We start from the raw sequence: 22156 nt of genomic DNA, 5'->3' as shown, positions 1-22156 counted from the left end.
CGCCATCATGAATAAAATCGATATCTCCAGCCCCGATGTTTTTACCATCGAGATCATCAAAAGCGCGCTGACCGCCATCGGCGACGAAATGTTCCTGACCCAGCGGCGCACCTCCATGAGCCCGATCATTTATGAATCGCTCGATTACGGGGTCGGCATCACCGACGGCAGCGGCCGGTTGATTGCGCAGGGCAACGGCATTCCGGGCTTCATCGGCACCCTCGACGCCGCCGTACTGTCGGTGATTGAGAAATTCAGCGGCACAAATAATATTCGTCCCGGCGATATTTTCGTCACCAACGACCCTTACGGCGGCGGCGGCACGCATTTGTCCGATGTGACCCTGATCAAGCCGGTGTTCCATGGCACGGATATCGTCGCCTGGACCGCCAACAAGGCCCATTGGACAGAAGTCGGCGGCAAGGATCCCGGCAGCTTCAGCCCGGACTCCACCGATGTCTATCAGGAAGGATTGCAATTCCCCTGTATCAAGATTTTCGAAGCCGACAAGCCCATTGCCTCGCTGATGGATCTGATCGCCGCCAATGTGCGGCTGCCGGACATGACCGTCGGTGATATCTGGGCTGGGGTGGCCTCGCTCAATGTGGGGGCGCGGCGGTTTCTCGGGCTCCTCGACAAATATGGCAAAGCCACGGTCGAACAGGCCATCGACGCCCTGCTCGATCACAGCGCGGCTATGATCGGCGAAAAATTCCAAGCCCTGCCACGCGGCGTGTTCGAGGCCGAGGACTGGGTTGACGAAGACGGCCTCGGCAACGGTCCGTTCCGCATCACGGTCAAAGTCACCATCACCGACGATGAATTCATCACCGACTACACCGGCTCGGACCCGCAGGCTCCCGGGCCGGTCAACAACACCTGGTGCGGGCTGGTGTCCGCCGTGCGCCAGGTGTTCATGTCGATCACCAGCCCCGGCGTGCTCGCGACCGAAGGCTGTTTCCGCCGCATCCGCATCATCTGCCCCGAAGGCACCATCACCCGCGCCCGCCGTCCGGCCCCGGTGTCGTCTTATTACGAAGCCATGATCGTGGCCACCGACCTCGTCTGGAAGGCGCTTGCCCCGCATCTGCCGGACCGCTTGCCAGCCGGTCAGTTCGGCTCCATCTGCTCGACCGTGATCGACGGCACGCTTGAAAATGGCGAGCCCTATCTGCTGGTGGAGCCGCTTGCCGGTGGCTGGGGCGCAGGCCAGGACAAGGACGGCGAAAACGGCCAGTTCGCCGTCGGAAATGGCGAAACCGCCAATATCCCGGTTGAAATCACCGAAACCCGTTACGGCGTTCTGGTGGAGCAATATGCCTTCCACCAGAGCACCGGCGGCGCGGGCAAGTTTCGCGGCGGGCGCGGGGTCAGGCTTGATTACCGCATTCTGTCGGACCGCGCCTGGCTGTCCACCATGTTCGCCCGCGGCCAGACCGCGCCTTGGGCCATCGCCGGCGGTGCCCTCGGCTCCTGTAATTTCACCACCGTGCGGCGCGCCGACGGCAGCGAAACAGCCCCCTTCAGCAAGGTCGGACGCCTGCCCTTGATGAAAGGCGATGTGGTGCAGCTTGTCACCGGCGCGGGCGGCGGTTGGGGCGATCCAGAGGAACGCGCCCCAGAACGGATAAAGGCCGATATCAAAGACGGATATCTCACGGAAGACGATGCGGCGGCGCTTTATGGGTACAGGTTAGACTGACAATTGTTACCACTCTCCGGACAGGATTTTTCATCCTCTTGTCATTACCGGGCTTGATGCATGTTGTCCGATTAATTTCGGTCTCACCCTGGCTGTTGATTTTATCACCTCACACACCGCCAGGACATTTCTGGACAGAATAAGCACAGTCCCCTCCGTCATTGCGAGGCGCAAGCCGAAGCAATCCAGTCCCACCGCCCGATCAAATTTCTGGATCGCCACGCCGCTTACGCGGCTCGCGATGACAACTAACCATAGCCTTACATCGGGTGCAGACAGCAATCCACATGGCGATCGCCGTGCCGATTGAAATATGGATTACCGGGTCAAGCCCGGTAATGACATATACAACTACCCTCTCACCGTCACATTGACGGAAGGCTCCACCCACCGCCCCCCTATCCGCTCGCAAAATCTATAAACTATCTGTCATTGCCGGGCTTGACCCACGGCTGTCCGCTTTAATTCGCACTCACCGCAGGCTGCTGATTTCAGGGCCGTCACATTGCTTGGACGTCTGGCCAGTACCCTCCGTCATTGCGAGGCGCACGCCGAAGCAATCCAGCCCTACCGCCCGATCAAATTTCTGGATCGCCACGCTACTTACGCGGCTCGCGATGACAACTAACCGTAGCCTTACATCGGGTGCAGACAACAATCCACCTGGCGATCGCCGTGCCGATTGAAATATGGATTACCGGGTCAAGCCCGGTAATGACATATACAACTACCCTCTCACCGTCACATTGACGGAAGGCTCCACCCACCGCCCCCCTATCCGCTCGCAAAATCTATAAACCATCTGTCATTGCCGGGCTTGACCCGGCAATCCATCTTGCCAGCGTTATGCCGACCCGGTGATGATATGCCCCCGCGAAACCCTACACCGTCACATGGACGGACGGCTTCCGCCCCATCAACCGCTTGAGCACCAGATAGATCACAAAAGCCGATAGCAGACTGTCCCCGGCCGGGACCGTAGTCAGGGTTATGACACTGTTCGCCGTAACAAAACCAACCGCCGAGCTCAGGCCCCAGGCGAGAAGTGCGGGCCAGCCGATGGCCGGATTGCGCTTAAGATCGGCCACATCATAGTGACGCCCGCGCAGGAAGAAATAATCGGCGAGATAGATCCCGGCAACAGGCGGCGTGGCGATGCCGATGGCGGTCAGGAAAACGAGAAAATGATCCATGATGCCCATGAGCGCCAAAGAGGTGCCAAAGATGGCGGCCACCAGCGTGATTTTCCATTCCCGCGCCTTGGTCGCGATTGTGGCGAGCGTCATGGAGGTCGAATAGAGATTGACCGTGCTGTTGGTCCAGGCCGACAGCACCAGAATGAACAGCGCCGGCAAGGTCAGGCCGATGCCGATCATGATCTTCATGATCTCAAGTTCGCCCACAGCAACGGACGGAATGGCCGAGACCAGAAAAATCAGCGGAAAGCCCAGCGCCAGCCCCCAGACCGAAATGATCGCCTGCCGCGTGTTGCGGGCGAACCGCGCCACGTCAGGGGCCAGCACCGCCGCCTGAATGGACGAGGCGACAATGGTCGAAAGCGCCAGCCCGACCGTCATGTCGCCCCGGCCCTCAAAACTCATCACACTGGCCCAGTCGCGCTGACCGAGCGCGAGATAAACCGCATAAACGAGAAATGACGCCATGAGCGGTGCCGCCACCTGCGCCAATCTTTCGATGGCGCGAAAGCCGAAAATGGCGGTAATCGTCATCAGTATGCAGGTCACGATCACAAACAGCGGACGCGGCACCGTAAGACCATATATTTCCTGCACCGCCTGCTGGATCGCCCGGCCGAAAATATCTGCCGTGGCCCCGAAATATCCAAGTAGCGCCACCGCCATCAAGGCATTGACGAGCTTGGCCCCGTCGCGGCCGAAGGAAAACTGGATAATCATATAAGACGAAAGCCCCGTGCGTGCGCCAACAATGCTGGTCAATGACGCGAGCACGCCCAACAGCAAACATCCGCCAAAGAAGGTGCGCGCGGCATCGGCAATCCCGAGTTGCTGGCCGATGGTGGCCCCGATGAAGAAAATCGGCAGCGTCAAACCAATCGTGAACACGATCAAGCCGATCTTCCAGCCGCTGACCCGGCGTTCCGGCGGAACGGGTGCCCGAAAATGGTCGCTGACCAACTCTTCCATGTCACTCACCTGCATCTCCCCTTACCATAAACTCCAGTGGAAAGTCTGACACAGGCCCCACAGAATATTATTGTAAAATTCAAACAAACTGCAGCATCAAATTTACTTGAACTGTATCTAGAGTGTATTTTGACCGATGATTTCCTATCACAAGATGCCCCTATAAGCTCATAGCCCATCACGAAATCGCCGCCCGGACGTTTCCTAAAAGCGAATTCCCGCAGAGCTCAGGCTTTTGAGCAAAGTTATGAAAGACTGTGATATGCTTATCAACACGAAAGAAAAACGCATTCTGGTGATTACCCCCGCGCTTGCATCGGAGGAATTCAGTTTCTTTGACCAGAGCGTCCCCGCCTTCAGCAAGAAAAATGTGGTGGAAGTCGAACATATTTTCATAGAGACGGGAACCGGCTCTATCGAAAACTATATTGACGATGCCCTGGTAACCCCGGCCACCATAATCGCCGCCATCAAGGCTGAGCAAAAGGGCTTTGACGGCATTATCATCAACTGCATGTGTGATCCGGCCGTACATGCCGTGCGCGAGGCGGTCTCCATTCCGGTCAGCGGCACGGCCGAAATCGCCATGCATATGGCCAGTATTCTTGGCCATAAATTCGGTTATATCGACGTGCTTGACACCTCCCGCACTATGGTCAGTGACCAGGTGGCACGCTATGGGCTGGAAAGCCGCTATGGCGTATTCCGGTCGGTCAATGTTCCGGTGCTTGAAATTGAAAATGACAAGGACAAGGTCACCGAGGATCTCGTCAACGAAGCAATGGAAGCCGTGATCAAGGACCATGCGGATGTGATCGTTCTAGGTTGCGGCGCATTCCTCGGCTGTGACCTCGCCATTCGCGAGGCATTTTTCAAAAAATTCAAAAAGTTTCTATCGGGCCCCGGCCGTGAACGCGGTCTGAGCCCGGTGCCGGTGATCGACCCCTTGCCGCTTGCGATTAATGTCATGACCGCTCTGGTGCTGAGCGAACTGTCGACCAGCAAACTTGCCTATCCCTACCCGCAAAACAAAAAGCCAATGGTCGGTTATAACATGCCGGAAGGCCTCTATCTTTCCAAACTCTGAGCGCCATTTCTGCCATGAAAAAAGCCCGGGAGAAATCTCCCGGGCTTTTCGATATGGACGAACTCAAATGTTACTTCTTAAATTCCAGAGATTCTTTGAGCGTTCCAAACGATTTTCCTGCATCGAAATTATAAAAGCGCGGCAGATCTTCCGTATTCATGGCTTTCTTGGCCTTGTCCTTGATCATCCCGTAACGCTGAACATTGATATGATGGATGGTGAAGCCAACAGATGTTAAACTACGGGCACAAGTCTGCTTACCTCCAGGACGGGTAATATATTGTTTGTTGGAAAGGTCGCAGCTAAAGCCAAAATTCTTCAAGATTCCGTATTCTTCCGCAAGGCTAACCTTTGGGTTGCAAAGATTAAAAGACAGCTTTGTCAGTGGAACATTTTTGATTTCTGTATCAATTTCAAATTTTGAAAATTTCTTATACAGACTTTGAATCATAGGAAGTCCAGTTTTTTCGAGAACGTCATCACCAATTTGCGCGCCCCCAGCCAAAACCGGATGTATCGACGAATAGATCATAGTCAAAAGGCCAATGTCACATCCGGAAATTTCCTGATTATAGTCCTTTTCCAGCGACATCATGAAGTTGCAATCCTCGGGCAGATCCTTCGTAGGAATATTTTTATCAACAAGCTGATAGGCCTGAATAGTGAAGCAGGGCTCATTATCATCAGGCAATACTTCGCTGCAGACGAAATTCCCTCTTTTAGGATCAGGTCGATAAACAAAAATAGGAATATCAATGATCTTGTACTTTGCTTCCCGGGCGTCAACGTCCTCCTCGTTCCCTTCGGATTCCTCCGGTTCGCATTGAATGCGACAAATACTCAGAACAATGGGGCGTCCTTTTAGAAACTGGTATGCAAAAACGGTCCGCATGGTTTCATAAATTGGCAACAAGGATACGGAAAATTCCATTTCCTTTTTATCATTTTGATCGAATTTAAAAGCATTGCAACCTTCAAGAATATTAACAACAGAACTCCAGAAATCTTTATTGCATCCCTCTTGTTCCAGGACGAACTTTGCCATTTTCTTGACTTCATAACAACTTAATGATCCAACAGATTTACGCAACCTGCTACGATCATCTTTTATATAATTGCTGTTATAACGATCATACGAAACCATTTCGTATTCATCGCTCACCAACCGCGATGTATACGTGGCTGCCTTACAGTAAAAAAGATAGTTCCACTCATCATCAGTACATTCTTTCGAAAATCTTATGCAGAAATCTACAAATTTCTGGGATAAATGGCTTTCTGTTTCAACCGATATTTTGTCACTCGGTGTAATTACCTTTGAATCCTTGTCATGACGCCACAGAAAAGCCTGACACCACTTGACAACTTCCTTATAGTCGTCACCGCAGGTTTCAATCAATTTTTGATAAATATCCAGAATAACCGGTGGCCGCGCCTCGCAAGCCTCATCACCAATGACGGGATCGATCTCCGTAAGATCACCTATCAACAAATCGGCGACGGCAATATATCTTAATATATTCTCTTTTATTTCTTTTCTATCTTCAGGCTTCTTTTTTTCTGTCTGCTTAGTAGTTTGATTATTTGCTTTTGATCTTGGATATTTACTAACAACTTCTTTACCAAAAAGACCAAACATATCACGTTCTTTTTTGAATCCTGATTTTTTAGCAGTTTCAAAAATTCCCTCAATTTCCTTAGGAGCAGTATTACTTAAAGATTCTACCTTATATTTATCAATGCAAACACTGAAAGAGCTATCTTCTTTTTTAATCTTGCTCGTAGTCGCATCGCGCATTACATCAAAAAATGACCCGTGATTTTTTTTATCAATTCCTTGCTTCAGGCAAATTTCATTTATTTTCTCTTCAATTGTCAAATATTCCAGAAATAAAGGAAGCGCCCCACCAACACTTTCGACAATTTGCGCATATTCAGAATTACCGATTTTATTCAAGTATGTTTTAATAACTTCCGTCCAGTATGGCGCCTGAAAGGGATATATAGAATTAAACTCAACCGTTAAGTTTTTGACATAATCCTGCACAGAAATTTCATCTTTTTTGGCTTTTTCTGCAATACCATCAATCGTGTCTTCAATTTTCAGCCAATCCGGATGATCCGCTAGTGTCTGGAGCAATTTTTCATTAAGATCGAGAAGATCCTCAAGCTGAAGAATTTTATTGCTTTTCTGAGCAAGCACCAGGAAATCCTGAATTGCCTCCGGTACGGTATTGTTAGAATTTATATAAGTCTGCATGTTCACTCTCCAAAATTATATTCCAGCACCATAAGGACGGAGAGCCGTAAGATTTGTGAATACCAAAAAAAGCCGCCGGAGACTGGCTCCGACGGCAGTAGCGCGTGCGTGGGTTAGAGGAGAGGGATCACCCTCTCCGCAATCAGAATTTCTTGGTGAAATCGATTCCGTAGGTGCGCGGCAAGGCCCGTTGTGCGAAGCCGCCGATCACGAAATCAGCATTATATTTTTCGTTGAACAGATTCTCGGCCCAGGCGATGAGGGACCAGCCGTTTGTACCGTCCTCAAACCCGACCCGTCCGCGTACGAGATTGATCGGATTGTTGCGCGTGAAATTGCCCGGATCCCATTGCAGCGGCCCGCGACGCTCATACTCACCCCGGATCATAAAATCAACATCATTCATGACCGCAGTCCGGTATTGAGCCCCAGCATTCACCGTGTACCGCGGCACATAGGGCGCCCAATTGCCGACATTGCTTGGATCGTTGCTGTATTTCTTGATCTCGGTCTTCGTATACCCAAAGGCGCCGAAAATATCGAAGCCGTCCACCACATGGAACATGCCATCAAATTCAAAGCCCCAGATATCGACTTTATCGATGCTGGTGATGACCTGCGCCGTCAGGGCCGGGATAAAGGAGAAATATTGCTGGCCCTTAACCTTGGTCATGAAGGCGCTGGCGTTAAAGCTCACCCGCTTATCGAGCATGCGGCTTTTCAGACCGATTTCAAAACCACGGGAGGATTCCTTCGGGAAAATATCGGCGACGCCGATGACCGGTGGAATCGCCGTAACTGCAACTTGCGCAATCCCGGGCTGATTGAACCCGCCCGAACGAAAGCCCTCACTGTAATTCGCAAACAAGGTGAAGTTATCTTCTGCCTTATAAGTCAAAGTGACTTTGGGCTGAAGTTTGTCAAAAGTTTCCTTGCGGGCAAACCCAACTGGAATTCCGTAAGGCGCCAGCAGGAATGGCGACAGGTTTTCCTGCCTGCGGCGATCGTTGTCGTAACGAAGTGCCGCCGCCAATTCGAGCTTTTCGGTGATGTCGAAATTCAACTGACCGAATAGCGCGTAAGCCCGATAATGACTGTCATCCCACAGGGCGAAAACCGTTGGATTGATCGGGCTGTTGATATTAATGCCAGGGATAATAATGCCAGGGCCCAAGTCGAGGCCCGTGGTCAGCTGCAGATTACGATGCGTCCATAATCCGTAGGCACCGACGATGTAGCGCAAGCGCTGCTGATCCGGCGAAGTCAGGCGAATTTCCTGACTGATGCCGCGCACATTGAGCGTGCCGTCCTGTGTCCCATCAGCCGGAGTAGACGAGTAGGGGAAAGAGTCACCGCCTGAGCGTTCCTTGGATTTGCTCCAGGCCGTGATCGACGTAAACGTGCCAATCTCCGTCGTCAAATCCATCTTGAGCGAGGCATCGTAAAGTTCACGATCATCGATGCCCCGTACATTGGCCTGAATAGGAACACTGATGTTATTAGGATTGCCGACGAAATCCCCCACGGCATAATCGGCATTCACAACATAATTGAGCGCCCCGCCCTTGGTCTTTGAATATCCGGCGCGGAAATCGACGGCAAAATTTTCACTGCCGACCCACTTCAACAGGACACGACCGGTTTGATCCTTGTAAGGATCCGCCTTGTCATGCAAGAAAATATTGTTGAGATAGCCGTCATGCTGAAGATGCGACACCGCCACGCGGAACAGCAACTTGTCCTTGGCGATCGGTCCGCTGACCGATCCCTGCCCCTTGATCCGCCCGCCATTGCCGAGACCGAGACGAACGAAGCCTTCGAAATCATTGGTCGGCTGTTTGGTGGTGATCACAATGGCGCCGCCGATGGCGTTGCGGCCATAAAGCGCGCCTTGCGGGCCTTTTAGTACCTGGATGGATTCGATATCAAACAATTCCTGGGTGAACTGGATCGGGTTCACCGTCAACACGCCATCAATGGAGACGGCCACCGGAGATTCCGAATTGCGCACCTGGGTCAGGCCGCGAATGGTGATGAAGTTGGTACCCGCGTCCTGAGCATGAACGAAGCTGACGTTCGGGATCATGCCCATGAAATCTTCGGCGCGATTGATGCCGGCCTCTTCAATGGTTTTCGCATTGAAGACGCTCATGGCCACCGGCACGTCCATCACATTTTCCGACCGCAGACGTGCGGTTACGGTAATCTCTTCAAGATAGTCCGGATTTTTAACGGGCGCTTTTTGCTGAGCACTGGCACCGGCCGCAATAGTGAGCGACAAAGCCGTTGTGATATAGAGCCCCAGTTTCGGATAACTACTCATAGTTGTGTCCCTCCACTCTTGCTTTTTGACCATGGTCAAAATTATCTTCTTTTGGGTGTTCCCTTTTGAGAGACAAAGTCTTGCACGGTCAGACGTGAATGTTATGGGGAAGCGTCACATGCCGAACGCAGATTATTTTGAGTTGCAGGAAAAGTCTGAAGAAAATTCAATTTCGGCAAGCATGACCGCAGCTCGAAAGTGCCGATTGCAACTCCGGATCGCCCAGAACCTGCGCGAGTGCCTCGTCAAGCGCCGCATTTATAATGCGGTCATTTGTCTCCGCCGTCGGCGGCATGTAAGCGTTTTCGCTTTTCTCCGCCCGGTAAAACTGTTCGAAATCGCGCCCCTCACCGCTTAGACGGACAGCAAAGCTCGCCTGCGCGCTGATGATGAAGCCATAGAGCTTCTGGGCTTTCGAGTCGTAGGACAGATCACGAAATGAAATGCGGAGGACCGGAACGGAATATGCGCCACGTCCCTTGTCATCCAGCGCGGCATCATAGCCTTGCCGGCGCAAAGCCTCCGTCACGGTCGTCCCGATGGACAGCAGAAGCCCGGGCGGCATCTGGATTGCGGCCTTACTGCCAAAGACATCTGCACGATGACCAATAAGTTTGCGGGATCTTTCATCGCGTAGCGCAACCATGAGCGGGCCTAAGGCTTTGGCCGCTGTCGCTGCTCGCTCGCTCGGGGGCTGGCTGATCTCGGCTCGCGGCGTGATCTGCGCCGTTTGCGGCACATAGGCGCAAGCTCCGAGAGTACAACTCAAACCAAACAGATAGAGGACGGGAGACCGAAAACTGCCGGACATATTTTTCCCCATTTCGTGAACCACGCAGAACCACTCTATTCGAAAACAGACTAAAATACGCCGGCAGTTTTATCAGAAAGGTCTGATTTACTTGGTTTTACGCATTTCCTCGCCGGTTTTCGGATCGATCATCATTTCGTGTTTCTTACCCGCTTTGTCATGATAATCGACGGCGTAATAGCCATGATCATGTTCCCAATCGATCTTCTTGATATATCCAAGATCTGACCGCTGTTCGACTTTGGCTGCGATGGCCGAAACGGCCATGGACCCGGCAGGCGGCATCATTCCGGCGGCGAAAGCCGGAGAAGCAAATCCAATCACCAAGGCCAGAGTTAGGTATTTGCGCATAGCGACGTCTCCATTTCATGATGAAAAAAGGAACTCACACGCAACAATCTTGCACAGTCTGCCTGCGGTCTGCCGACCGAGCTCAGCTCGGCTGCCAGCCGCAGGTTTTGCCCTTGTTCTGCTCCTTGAGCCAGGCGCTCAGGGGCGCGAAATATTCCCGCATGGCGGCGGCATCGATCTGCCTTGTACCGGTCATGACCTCCAAAGCCTCGGGCCAGGGTTTGCTGCGCCCCATTTCAAGCATCCGGGCCAATTTCGCTCCGGCATCCTTGTTGTCATAAAAGGAACAGGTATAAAGCGGCCCCTGATGCCCGGCGGCATCACAGAGTCCCTTATAAAACTGAAACTGCAGAATGGTGGACAGAAAATATCGCATATAGGGCGTATTGGACGGCACATGATATTTCGCCCCGGCATCAAAATCCGCCTGCGTGCGCTCCACCGGCGGCTCGATACCCTGATATTTGCGCCTGAGCGCCCACCAGGCGCTGTTATAGGTCTCAGGCGTGATCGCGCCCGCAAATACGCCCCAGCGCCATTCATCAATCATGCGGCCGAACGGCAGGAAGGCGATCTTGTCGAGCGCCATCATCATCTGTTCGTTGATCACCGCCTCAGGGCTGTGCGGCACGGCCGGCAGCAGCCCCTTGTCCTTGAGATAGGCCGGGGTGATGGACAGCGCCACCGCATCGCCGATCGCCTCATGGAAGCCATCGTTGGCGCCATCCTGATAGAGCACCGGCTGCTTGTTATAGGCCCGCTGGTAATAATTATGGCCAAGCTCGTGATGAATGGTGACCAGATCTTCCTGATTGATCTTGATGCACATCTTGATGCGCACATCGTCGGCGAAATCGAGATCCCAGGCGCTCGCATGGCAGATCACCTCGCGCCCCTCGGGCCGGGTGAACATGGAGCGCTGCCAGAACGTCTGCGGCAAGGGCTGGAACCCGAGCGACGAGAAGAAATTCTCGCCCATGCGCACCATCTTCAGGGCGTCATAGCCCTGCTGCTGCAAGGCCTGTGTGACATCGACGCTCGGCGCATCTTTATAAGGCGCCACCAGCGGGTAGATATTGGCCCAGCTCTGCGACCACATATTGCCAAGGAGATGCGCCGGAATGCGCCCGCCATCCGGCACCGTGCCCCGGCCATACTGCTGTTGCAGTCGCCCGTGCACATAACAATGCAGATCGTCGTAAAGTGGCTCGACCTCATCCCACAGGCGGTCGATCTCGGTGGCAAAGGCCTCCGGCTTCATATCATATTGCGAACGCCACATGATGCCCGTATCGGCGAAGCCGAGGTCATGAGCGCCTTCGTTCACCAGGGCCACAAACCGCGCATAAAGCGGCTTCAGCGGCCGTGCCTGATCATGCCAGCCGACCCAGGCGGCACGCAATTGAGCTTCGTCATGGCTGGTGGCCAGCACATCCGACAGATCGTCTAGCGTCTGGCATTTGCCGCCGGAACAGACCTTGCCCTCCCCGTAAAGCGCCTCCATACGGCTCATGAGGTCGGCGAGTTCCCGGGTTTTGGCCGGATCCGCCGGCGCTGGCGCCACCTGACCGGCTTTGAGGATTTCAAGCTGCCGCCGGGTGTCCGCATCCGTGGTCACGCCATTGAAGCGGGACGCCTCCCGCGCCGCAAGTGCCCCGCCCGCAAGCGCCGTAGCGCTGGCCTCGGCTTCGCTTTTGATGGTGTCGCTTGTGATATTGGTGGCTTTGTTCCAGGACGCCGCAGCGGCATTGATCCAGAGACCCTTGAGTTCAGCACTTTTGGCGGCGACGAAAGCGCGCGCCTCCTCGGCCGTCGGACCGGACGGGGCCTGTGCCCCGCTCCGTTCGACCCCACAGGATGACAGGGCCATAAATGCGACGGATGCCGCCGCCACACGTCTCAATGGAATCCCTGTGAGCCACTTCCCGCACGAGCGCACCGCCCAAGCCTTCATATGCTCATCCCCCTATCGCGATCCTAGCCCTTGCCGCGATACCGGCCCCCGCCTTATCTAGGATGAAGGATAAGTCGAATTTGGCAAAAAAATAAAGAGCTAAGAAACAATCCGCGCATCAGCAGTTCTTCTGGCGCCGCTCCCCGCCAGAGACTATGATTTTGATCGACCGACGTAAAAGCATAAATAATGGAGACGCCGCATGCCTGCCGCCCGAGCTTCGGCCTTTCTGAAATTTCGCCACATAATCCTTTTGGCCAGTGCCTTTAGCGTCTCTCAGCTGCCCGCCCCGGCTTCGGCCGCTGGCCTGGTATCGGCCAATCTGCTTGAAGGCTATGAGCGGCCGCTTAGCGTCGTCGTCGATATGATGGATGACAGCAGCGAGAGCCAGTCCATCGCCCGGAACATCAAGCAAGCCCTTATAAAACAAGGCATTGCAGTAGTCGATGACGGCGAAATGGTGCTTGAAGTCAATATCAACGCCTCGGCCAACACCACCGGCATCGACCGCAGCCTGCATGCCGAAGCGGAAAACCGCGACGTGGCCCGGCAAAATGATCCCCTCACCACCCTGTCGCCGAACCGTGAACTGAGCCCCAACATGCCCGACAGCAAGAAACGGCGCCCCGGGCAGAACGGGGCCAGCATCGACATGGACATGACGCTCTATAAGCGTGGCAAGCCACCGATCTGGAGCGCGAACGGTACCGCGTCCCGTGATTTCCGCAATCTGGCCGAACAGGGCTCGGCCATGGCCGTCAAAGCCCTTACCCTTCTCGGCAAGTCCGGCACCCTGAACTTGGATTAGACCATCCGGGAGACTATCATGACCAAGACCCAAAACCGTCGCATCCTGCTGGCGGCGCGCCCGCATGGCGAACCCACCGACAGCAATTTCTCCCTGGTCACGGCGGAGATTCCAACCCCCGGCCCGGGACAGATGCTGTTGCGCACCCTGTGGCTGTCGCTTGATCCCTATATGCGGGGTCGCATGTCCGACGCCAAATCCTACTCCGACCCGGTTGAGGTCGGCGATGTCATGATCGGCGGCGCGGTGAGCGAGGTGGTAAGCTCGAACCTCACCGGCTTCGCCACGGGCGATATCGTCCAGGGCTACAGCGGCTGGCAGGATTACAGTTTAAGCGACGGTGTCGGCTTTCAAAAGGTCGACCCGACCCTCGCCCCGATCTCGACCGCTGTGGGCGTCCTCGGCATGCCGGGCATGACGGCTTATGTGGGATTGCTCAATATCGGTCAGCCCAAAGCCGGGGAGACGGTGGTGGTCGCCGCCGCCTCGGGCGCTGTCGGCTCGGCCGTCGGGCAGATCGCCAGGATCAAGGGTTGCCGGGTTGTCGGCATCGCCGGTGGACCTGAAAAATGCGCCTATGTGACCGGCGAGCTCGGTTTTGACGCCTGTGTCGATCACCGCGCCGCCGATTTCGCCCAACAGCTCAAAGCCGCCTGCCCTGACGGCATCGATATTTATTTCGAAAATGTCGGCGGCGCGGTGTTTGCCGCTGTGATGCCCTTGCTGAACATGTTCGCGCGCGTGCCAGTCTGCGGCCTGATCGCCAATTACAATATGACGGAGCTGCCCGCCGGTCCTGATCATATCCCTGTTTTGCTGCGCGACACCCTAACCAAACGGCTGACCTTTCGCGGCTTCCTTGTCTTTGACTTCGCCGACCAGCAGCCCGCCTTCCTCCGCGACATGAGCGGATGGATCCGTGACGGCCGCGTCAAATACCGCGAAGATGTGGTCGACGGACTCGAAAATGCCCCGCGCGCCTTCATGGGGATGCTGCATGGCAAAAATTTCGGGAAACTGGTCGTCAAAGTCGCCTGACTGAAACCGGACTGCAAATTACAGTGCCCGGCCTCCAGTCGGAGACTGCAGAAGCAACGCGACCCATCATCGGCGTGGTCAATCAATGGATATGCGGCGCGGTCTCGATCATATCGCGCGCATTCTGCTGGCTGAGACGATAAAGCAAAATGGCTGCGCGTTTCGTCGCGGCGCGGAAGTCCTTGAGGTCAAGCCATTCCTCATCCGTATGCGCCCCGCCGCCCACAGCGCCCAGACCATCAAGCGCCGCCCGTGCATAAGGCGCGGCAAACGAGATGTCACCGGCCCCCCGCGTGAGTGGATCGTTCGCCCGCAATGCCCCACCGCCGAGCGCCTGATTGATGCCGCTCAAGGCCTCAAGCAATCTCTGATTTCCGGCCGTCGCCGGCATGGCCGGATAGCCGTCGCGAATTTCAAGGCTTGCCTTGGTGCCCGGCAAAACGTCCGCCGCCAATGTCTTCATGCGGGTGCTGGCACGGTCGAACTGTTTTTGATCGATGAAGCGAAGTTCCCCTTCCGTTGTCGCCGACTGCGCCACCACATTGGCCTTGCCGAAGGCCTTGCCCATCGAGGCCTCGCTGTCAAAATCCACATTGGTGCCACCAGACAAAACGCCGGGATTGAAGGTCAGCAACGGTTCCCCGCGCAGGTCCTCGTAAAACCGATCGAGAATGCGCGAGATGCCAAAGATGGCCCCGGCTCCCACGCTGTCGCTGAAAATCTGGCTCGAATGCGCCCGCTGGCCACTGACCTGAAGCGTCCAGGCAGCAAAGCCGCGCCGCGACGTCACCGCCACCCCCAATTCACCAGTCTCGAAACTCAGCACCACGTCGGCTTTCTTCGCCGCCTCGATCATCGATCTGCGCGAGATCATGACGCCTGATCCCGGCATTTCCTCGTCGCCGGTCAGGATCACGGTGATGCGCGCGGCGTTCAGAGCGCCTTCAGCCGCAAGCGCCTTCAGGGCATAAAGCAGCACCGCATCGCCGCTTTTCATATCGGCAATGCCCGGCCCGGTGGCCCGGTCCTCGATGCGGCTGAACCTTGTGAACGCACTCGTCGCCGGATGAATGGTATCGAGATGGCCGATGGCCAGAATGCTCACTCCGGACTTGCCGGATTTGCTGTTGCGGGTTGCGATCACATGACCGGCGCGGCCGGTCTGGTCACTCATAGACTCCCAGCGCGCCTCAAACCCAAGCGCCTGCAACTCGGCCAGAAACACAGCCCCGACCGCATGCACGCCCGCAAAGTTCATGGTGTCACTGTTCATATTGACGATTTTTTCAAGGAAAGTGACCTGCCCCTCGAAGCCGTCATCCACCCGCGCGGCAATCGCCACCTCGGGGACCGACAACTGCTCGGCCGCAACGCCAGCCCCGCAAACCATGAAACCCGTCCAAACAGCAGCTGCGAAACATGTCGCTCTCAAAGCCATGGCCCCCCGGCATGATGAATTTGTGCCACCAGAATACCGCAAGATCGGCCAACCGCGCATGGATTTGATGGAAAATCACAAATGCTTGCCATCGCCCCAAAATGGGCCCGCTATAATCAATCGATTATAACTGCCGAGCGACACAACGGGACCATGCCGCATTCGCGCTTTACTTGCATGAAACTTATTACATATACATAAAATTCATTTTAACACGCGAATTTAGTCTATCGGTGACGCATGTATGCAGTATTCCTCGTAACCGCATTAACCGGCTGCATCCCTGCGGCAGCGATGGAGACACCCTCCTCCGCTGCCTCTCAAGGTGCCCGGCTCGACTTCGCACCGACCTCCAGCCTCGATAAGATAAGGCAACTTATCCTTGCCGGTCATCACAAGGAAGCGCGAGAGCTACTCTCCCGTCTCCGACAGGGGGACGTCGACCAGATCCAGATCGCCTTCCTCGAAGCCGAGATGCATGGCCGAGAAAACAACTGGCGCAAGGCTGCCCGCATTTATCGCCTTATCCTTGCCGACCACCCCGAAATCCTGCGCGTCCGGCTGGAGCTCGCACGCAGCTTTTTCGAACTCAAGGACTATGTGAACGCACGCAAGCAATTCGAGATTGTGCTTGCAAACCGCGACCTCCCGCCAACCGTAGCCCGCAATATCGAACGCTACATCGACGCCATCCGGCATAACAAAGCCTGGACATTCAATTTCTCGGTTGGCCTTGCTCAGGATACCAACATCAACTCAGCCACAAGCGATCATGAGGCCCTCTTGTTAGGCCTCCCCTTCGAACTGTTGGAGGACGCCCGCAAGTCTCCGGGATTGGGTCTCACAGCCGATATCTCGGGGAGCTATCGTTTTCCGTCGCCGGTCGGCAGCTCTTTCGAACTCAGCGGGGGATTACAGCATACCGAGTACAATAAGGGCTCGACCTTCGACTATACGATGACCCAGGCCGGTGCGGGGCCCCGCTTCATCCTCGCGCCGAATACCGAGCTTCTCGTCTCTGCCGTTGGTTCTTACAATCGCTATGGCGGCCGCGCCTTTTATAAATCCTACGGCGCCCGGCTTAACCTTCGCCACAAGATGACCGACCGTCTTTATCTCAGCAGCATCCTCGACACACAGGTTGTAGATTTCCAGCGTGACAATGCACGCGACGGCTGGCTCGTTTCCGCCACCATCCAGGCGAGCTACCTCTTATCGCAGATCAGCCTCCTTCAAGGTTTCGTCGGCCTTGTCGAGGAGATGACCGAAGTCGACTCCCTCTCAAGCCTGCGCTATCGCGGCGGTCTTTCCTACCGGCGCGAACTTCCGTTCGGCTTCACATCCGAGCTTTCCGGAGAACTTTCCTACCGCAAGTTCAAAGATATTGATTGGCTGCATGGCGCGCGGCGCGAGGATTGGGCGTTACGTCTCGGCACCACCATTTCCAACAGAAAACTGGACATCGGCGGCTTCATTCCCGTCATCGAATATAATTATTACGAAGGCATGTCGAATATTAACTTTTATGACTACGACCGCCACCGCGTGACGATAAACTTCACCCGAATTTTCTGAGAACCGCCTATGTCCACCCTTCATAGGGAAGAAAAAGTCCAAATAAGACTTCACTCATACTCTCTCTATGATAGATTTTTTATGAAAGTTACAGTGCTGCATAAGACCATCGAGTTATAAACTTCGGGGACGAAACATGTGCCGCTACGGCAAATTCAGATACCGTCACGGCACGGTCATATATTTTGTGGCGCTAGCCAGCCTGCTCAGCGCATGCGGCGGGGGTGGAGGCGGCATGTCCACACCGATTACGCCTGTGCCCCAGCCGCCGGCCGTGGCCCAGCCGGCCCGCTTTTCAGCCCTCAACGCCAACCATAGTTTTCTCGGGACAATAGGCGGTTTCCTAGGTTTCTTTATAGGAGACGGCCTGACTTATCCGCCAGCCATATACGACCGCCGCTCTCCCCTCGGGTTAAAATATGATCACGATACCGGCAGCTACACCATGTCGGGATGGGGGCCTGCGCGTGACTTCTTCACCAAAGATAACCTTGTTCCCGGCCGTTCGACCGCGGATTTTAAAATTTATGCCACGTCGGACGCGGAATATGCCCTGCTTGATCCCTACTCCGGCAACTCCGGACTGGATTACACAGCACTCCTTCTGGTCGCAGACAAGAAAGACATTCGATCGCCCCTGACCGGAGACGCAGCAATTGGTGCCGTGGTGTTCGGCTTCCCGACGACAGCTGCGGACCTTCCTAAAAGCGGCTCCGCAGTCTTCCTCGGTGGCATCGTCGGCAGCGTCATTGCCGGGGACGGCGACTTCGGCTCTCTCCGTGGTCCTGCCGAGATCAAGGTCAATTTCGCGGAGAACTCGGTTTCCGGCTATTTTGGCGGACAAAACCGATCCGATATTCTGGGCGAACTCCGCTACGAAAGCATGCTGGGCAATCGCAGTACGACCCTGCCGGATATCATGTTTACGACATCCCTCAACCGCCAGTACGGATCGTTCAGTGGGGCTGCGAGATTCGCGGGGTTGAACCCCAATTATATGGACCTCGTCGGCCAGGTCGACGGCGGTTTCTTTGGCCCCTCCAATGCAGATGGCCCACCGGAAGTGGGGGGCGTCCTCACCTTCAACTATAAACAGCTGTCGCTTTCCGCAGCTTTTGCAGCAAAGCAAGGGGGGAGTGCCGACCCCTGGGACTTCCCGGGCATCTCTACAAGAATCCTGCGTCTTGAAGATCTTCACCGCATTTATGGAAGCGGTACTGCCCCCACCACCGCCCCGACCGAATCTCTCGCCTATTTTTGGCAGCTTGGAAGCAACCTGGGACACAATCCCCATGGCACCTTCCCCACCATCCTCGCGGCGGCGTCATATCGTCGCGACCTCTCCAACGCAGATGTCCTCACCTATGAAACTACGGTCCCAGCAGATAGCTACACCATCGGGACAGAACGTATCTTCATTTCTTTGGATACGGAAACTGCCGACCGTTTCGGGATGGAGAATGTAAGATTCGGCAATGCGACCTCGCTGTTCAATGTCCCCGGCAACAGCCAGCTTTCGGTCGGCAATTTCGACGTGACATATTTCACCAAGGGCCAACAACTCAATGCCGCGAGCCTGCCCATCACCGGCCTCGCCATCTATAAAGGGGTTGCAAGTGGACAACTCAGTTTCCCCTACCCCCTTGAGAACGGCGCTTTCCCCACGCCGCCGCTAACCAATTTCGAAGCCGATGTAACGCTCCAAATCAATTTCGCGTCCGGTGCCGTTCAATCCATCTTCAGTGGCTATGAATTGCCAGCTTATTTATTAAGTTTAGTCGATCCGGCTTACCACAAGTCGTTCACTATGGGCGCGACGTTCAATGGCTCACTGAACAGCTTTTCAACCACCCCCGGCATGACCCTCTCTGGCCGAGTATATGATTCAAGCAAAGGAAGACAGGTCGCTGGGGTTTTTGCCTATGATTTTCCCTTACTCGACGTTCCGACCTACGATCCAGCGCGCCTCGTCGCCGCAGGTGTGTTTGGTACGACGGAGACCGACCTTACTTTGACCGGAGAGACGCCGAAGCTTACGAGCGGAACTATATCCGGACTTGGTGATTCACTTCTTGCCGCAACCGCAAGTACAACTGGCGCACGCAATGCCGATATTCTTGCATTCGCAAAGAGCGTCGATTCCAGCAGCGAAGTCAAAACAGGCTTTCACCTATCCCCTCCCCATCCCACGACTACGGGACATAGCCTGCAGCTTTTCGAGGCAACGCTTAGCGGCGGCATGCGCTTGCTTGCGAGCACCGATGGATTGCTTGATGCTCAGTATACTTCATTGGAGATCACAACTGGCGATCTCGCCTCTGCAGCTTCGAACGCCAGTCTTGCTGTCATGAAGTCTCACTCCTCTACGCGCGGGGATATCATGATCGCCCTGTCGCGTCCTGATTCCGATCAATATGGGCTCGATTACGCCGGCTTCGGAATATGGGCAATGGAGGAGCCTACCGGCTTCGCACGTGGAGGCGCTTTCGTATATGGCACACCAACGACGGAAACAGGGTCGCTTCCGCAAACAGGCACTGCCACATACACTGGCCCGGCGCTCGCGATTGCACTTGCAGTTAACGGGCCTATTACCCAGACGGGCGGATACGGGACAGTTAACGGCCAATCAAAGCTGGCCGTGGATTTTGCCTCGACCAATGTTTCTCTCAGCCTCACCAATCTGGAACTCCGACGCAACGGCGGTACGACGCCAGAAGCCCTGCCCTCTATCGCCGGAACAGGCTCGATTTCGAGTAGCGGATTTTACGGTGAGATTCCCAAAAGCGTCGCGCACTATGCAAGCTCCAACTTCAGTGGCCAGTTTTACGGACCGTCTGCACCAACGCCGCCGGAGGTTGCCGGAACATGGAATTATACCTTCGCAGACCCCGCCGACGCCACGCGCAGTCTTGTGGCAAATGGCGTCTTCGTCGGCAAGCGGTAAACAAAGGCGCAAACCTGATCCAAGCCTCAGAGAACTTTGCCCCATATCGGTCAAAGTCCTGACGCGTCTGTAGCTGCACGCGCCGTTCGCGCATGACCAACCAGTTGGACATGCTGCGCGTTCCTCGGGGAGGCACAGGACAAAATTCAAACATAAGGATCAAGGAAAATTGCTGGAAAATACCTTCCAGCTTTCAGTCCGTTCTTTAGCCAAGCCTTAAAAAAGGCTTGGCGTCCCCACGGGGATTCGAACCCCGGTTACCGCCGTGAAAGGGCGGTGTCCTAGGCCTCTAGACGATGGGGACGAGGACCTTGGCAGTGTGGGCCATGATCTAAAGGCTCTCACCGCGAGCGTCAAGCGTTTTCCCGCGAGCCTTGATATTTCTTGGCCAAAAAATCATAATCTCTTGAAATACAGGGCTTTCCCCCGGACCGCCGATCCTTCATGAGGACGCGATCAGTGTCCTGACGGCGGCCACGATCTCGGAGGTCTCGACCACTGCGGCGGCTGACAACACTTCGATTTCCACCATGGTCACGCCCGGCACCTGGGTCGGTGCGAAGGTCTGGAAAAACCACACCCCGCTGTCCGCCGCGAGCTGCGCATGACGCTTTTCAAGCTCCGCCGCCTGCCCCGGCAGAAACACATGAAACCCGTTGGTTTGCGGCGGCTCAGGCGCAACGCGCACGCCCGGAATCGCGGTGAGCGCCAAAGCGATCTCCCGCGCCCGCGCAACATAACCCGGCATCTCCGGAAGATAGCGCTGAAGCCCGTCGAGCCCCGCCAGCACCAGAGGAAAAGCCGTCGGCAGAACCGCCCCCATCCGGGTCTGCCAGACCCGCGCTGCATCAATAAAGCCCTGCGATCCGGCCAGCACGCAGCCACCCAATCCCCCAAGCCCTTTATAAAGCGACACATAAACACTATCGGCCAGTGCCGAAATTTCAGCCAGACTGCGCCCGTAATAGGGGGCGCTTTCCCACAACCGGGCGCCATCGAAATGGAGCGGCACTTCCTTGCGGCGGCACCAGGCGGACATAGCCGCGAGCGCCTCAAAACTCGGCAGCTTATAGCCAGCACGGCGCAACGGCAGCTCCACCGTCACCGCCCCCGGCCGCTCATGAAGCGCCTCCAGATCCGCGAGCGTGAAGGGCTCGTAATCGCGCCCGATCGGGGCTTCGATGATGGGGTGAAGACGCGTCAACGGCTCCCTCTCATCCAGCCGGAAATGACTGCGCGGGTGCAGCGCCACAACCGCCCGGCCGGACTGCTCGACCCAAAGACGCAGCGCAATCTGCTGCGCCGCCACCCCCTTGGTCATGAAAACCGCAGCTTCCTTACCAAGCAGCGCCGCCACCTCAGCCTCAAGCCGCTGCACCAGCACCCCCATGCCGTAAGAATCCGGCGCCTCCAGCGCCTCGGGCAGCGCGGCCAGCCGCCGCAGCACCTCACGCGGGGTCTCAGCCTCATTGCGATAGATGCTGCGCATACAGCGGGCGCGAATGCTAACAAGCTCGTCGCGAAATCCGTACAAATGGCCTCTCCCCGAAGTCTGCTGTTTCTGCCTGATCCTGCCGTCCATCCTTATCCCCTTCCACCCCGCCGGAAAAGCCCCCAACTCGACTGCCCCTCGGGGTTCCTCAAAGTATGCAGAAAGCTGGAGCCTATCGCGGCGCTTTTATACTGTCATACGCAGG

Annotated in this window: 14 protein-coding genes and 1 tRNA gene; 6 read left to right on the top strand and 9 right to left on the bottom strand. The window is 55.6% G+C overall.

Annotation, left to right across the window (positions count from 1 at the left end; translation table 11 throughout):
• Positions 1 to 7: 7 nt before the first annotated feature.
• Positions 8 to 1702, top strand: a complete 1695-nt coding sequence (locus tag NYP16_RS08405) for a hydantoinase B/oxoprolinase family protein (protein ID WP_274943683.1) — start codon at positions 8 to 10, stop codon at positions 1700 to 1702.
• 881 nt (positions 1703 to 2583) lie between these two features.
• Here NYP16_RS08405 and NYP16_RS08400 read toward each other — a convergent pair.
• Positions 2584 to 3867 (bottom strand): cytosine permease, encoded by a 1284-nt coding sequence (locus tag NYP16_RS08400; RefSeq protein WP_274944158.1) that lies wholly within the window; start codon positions 3865 to 3867, stop codon positions 2584 to 2586.
• Between the two features lie 262 nt (positions 3868 to 4129).
• On the opposite strand from NYP16_RS08400, the gene NYP16_RS08395 reads away from it, so the two are divergent.
• Positions 4130 to 4954: an aspartate/glutamate racemase family protein gene (locus NYP16_RS08395; protein WP_274943682.1), complete on the top strand. Its 825-nt coding sequence runs from the start codon at positions 4130 to 4132 to the stop codon at positions 4952 to 4954.
• 70 nt (positions 4955 to 5024) lie between these two features.
• Here the strand turns inward: NYP16_RS08395 and NYP16_RS08390 are convergent, their stop codons facing one another.
• The 5 genes from NYP16_RS08390 to NYP16_RS08370 form a co-directional block, all read right to left on the bottom strand.
• Complete coding sequence (locus NYP16_RS08390; RefSeq protein ID WP_274943681.1) at positions 5025 to 7214, bottom strand: hypothetical protein; 2190 nt, start codon at positions 7212 to 7214, stop codon at positions 5025 to 5027.
• A gap of 142 nt (positions 7215 to 7356) precedes the next feature.
• Complete coding sequence (locus NYP16_RS08385) at positions 7357 to 9537, bottom strand: TonB-dependent receptor (RefSeq protein WP_274943680.1); 2181 nt, start codon at positions 9535 to 9537, stop codon at positions 7357 to 7359.
• 166 nt (positions 9538 to 9703) lie between these two features.
• Positions 9704 to 10348 (bottom strand): YajG family lipoprotein, encoded by a 645-nt coding sequence (locus NYP16_RS08380; RefSeq protein WP_274943679.1) that lies wholly within the window; start codon positions 10346 to 10348, stop codon positions 9704 to 9706.
• Between the two features lie 87 nt (positions 10349 to 10435).
• Positions 10436 to 10699: a PepSY domain-containing protein gene (locus NYP16_RS08375; RefSeq protein ID WP_274943678.1), complete on the bottom strand. Its 264-nt coding sequence runs from the start codon at positions 10697 to 10699 to the stop codon at positions 10436 to 10438.
• An 82-nt stretch (positions 10700 to 10781) separates the two neighbouring features.
• Positions 10782 to 12593: a M2 family metallopeptidase gene (locus NYP16_RS08370; protein WP_274943677.1), complete on the bottom strand. Its 1812-nt coding sequence runs from the start codon at positions 12591 to 12593 to the stop codon at positions 10782 to 10784.
• Positions 12594 to 12855: 262 nt separating this feature from the next.
• Between NYP16_RS08370 and NYP16_RS08365 the strand changes: the two genes are divergently transcribed.
• On the top strand, positions 12856 to 13461 hold the full coding sequence (locus tag NYP16_RS08365; protein ID WP_274943676.1) for a hypothetical protein: 606 nt from the start codon (positions 12856 to 12858) through the stop codon (positions 13459 to 13461).
• Positions 13462 to 13479: 18 nt separating this feature from the next.
• Positions 13480 to 14499 carry an NADP-dependent oxidoreductase gene (locus tag NYP16_RS08360; protein WP_274943675.1) on the top strand — a complete coding sequence of 340 codons (1020 nt, stop codon included), beginning with the start codon at positions 13480 to 13482 and terminating at the stop codon, positions 14497 to 14499.
• Between the two features lie 82 nt (positions 14500 to 14581).
• Here NYP16_RS08360 and NYP16_RS08355 read toward each other — a convergent pair whose 3' ends face one another.
• Positions 14582 to 15889 carry a M20/M25/M40 family metallo-hydrolase gene (locus NYP16_RS08355; protein WP_274943674.1) on the bottom strand — a complete coding sequence of 436 codons (1308 nt, stop codon included), beginning with the start codon at positions 15887 to 15889 and terminating at the stop codon, positions 14582 to 14584.
• 288 nt (positions 15890 to 16177) lie between these two features.
• On the opposite strand from NYP16_RS08355, the gene NYP16_RS08350 reads away from it, so the two are divergent.
• Both NYP16_RS08350 and NYP16_RS08345 read left to right on the top strand, forming a co-directional pair.
• Positions 16178 to 17512, top strand: coding sequence for a surface lipoprotein assembly modifier (locus NYP16_RS08350; RefSeq protein WP_274943673.1), 1335 nt, complete (start codon positions 16178 to 16180; stop codon positions 17510 to 17512).
• 235 nt (positions 17513 to 17747) lie between these two features.
• Complete coding sequence (locus NYP16_RS08345) at positions 17748 to 20459, top strand: transferrin-binding protein-like solute binding protein (RefSeq protein WP_274943672.1); 2712 nt, start codon at positions 17748 to 17750, stop codon at positions 20457 to 20459.
• A 228-nt stretch (positions 20460 to 20687) separates the two neighbouring features.
• Here NYP16_RS08345 and NYP16_RS08340 read toward each other — a convergent pair.
• Together NYP16_RS08340 and NYP16_RS08335 are read right to left on the bottom strand one after the other, a co-directional pair.
• A tRNA-Glu gene (locus NYP16_RS08340) sits at positions 20688 to 20763 on the bottom strand.
• 138 nt (positions 20764 to 20901) lie between these two features.
• Entirely contained in the window at positions 20902 to 21993 is a 1092-nt protein-coding gene (locus NYP16_RS08335) for a threonine aldolase family protein (RefSeq protein ID WP_274943671.1), read from the bottom strand.
• Positions 21994 to 22156 lie beyond the last annotated feature (163 nt).

The sequence above is a fragment of the Govania unica genome (assembly GCF_027920805.1).
In the GTDB taxonomy this organism is placed as follows: Bacteria; Pseudomonadota; Alphaproteobacteria; order Sphingomonadales; family Govanellaceae; genus Govanella; species Govanella unica.
This window is presented reverse-complemented; position numbering and strand designations above follow the sequence as displayed.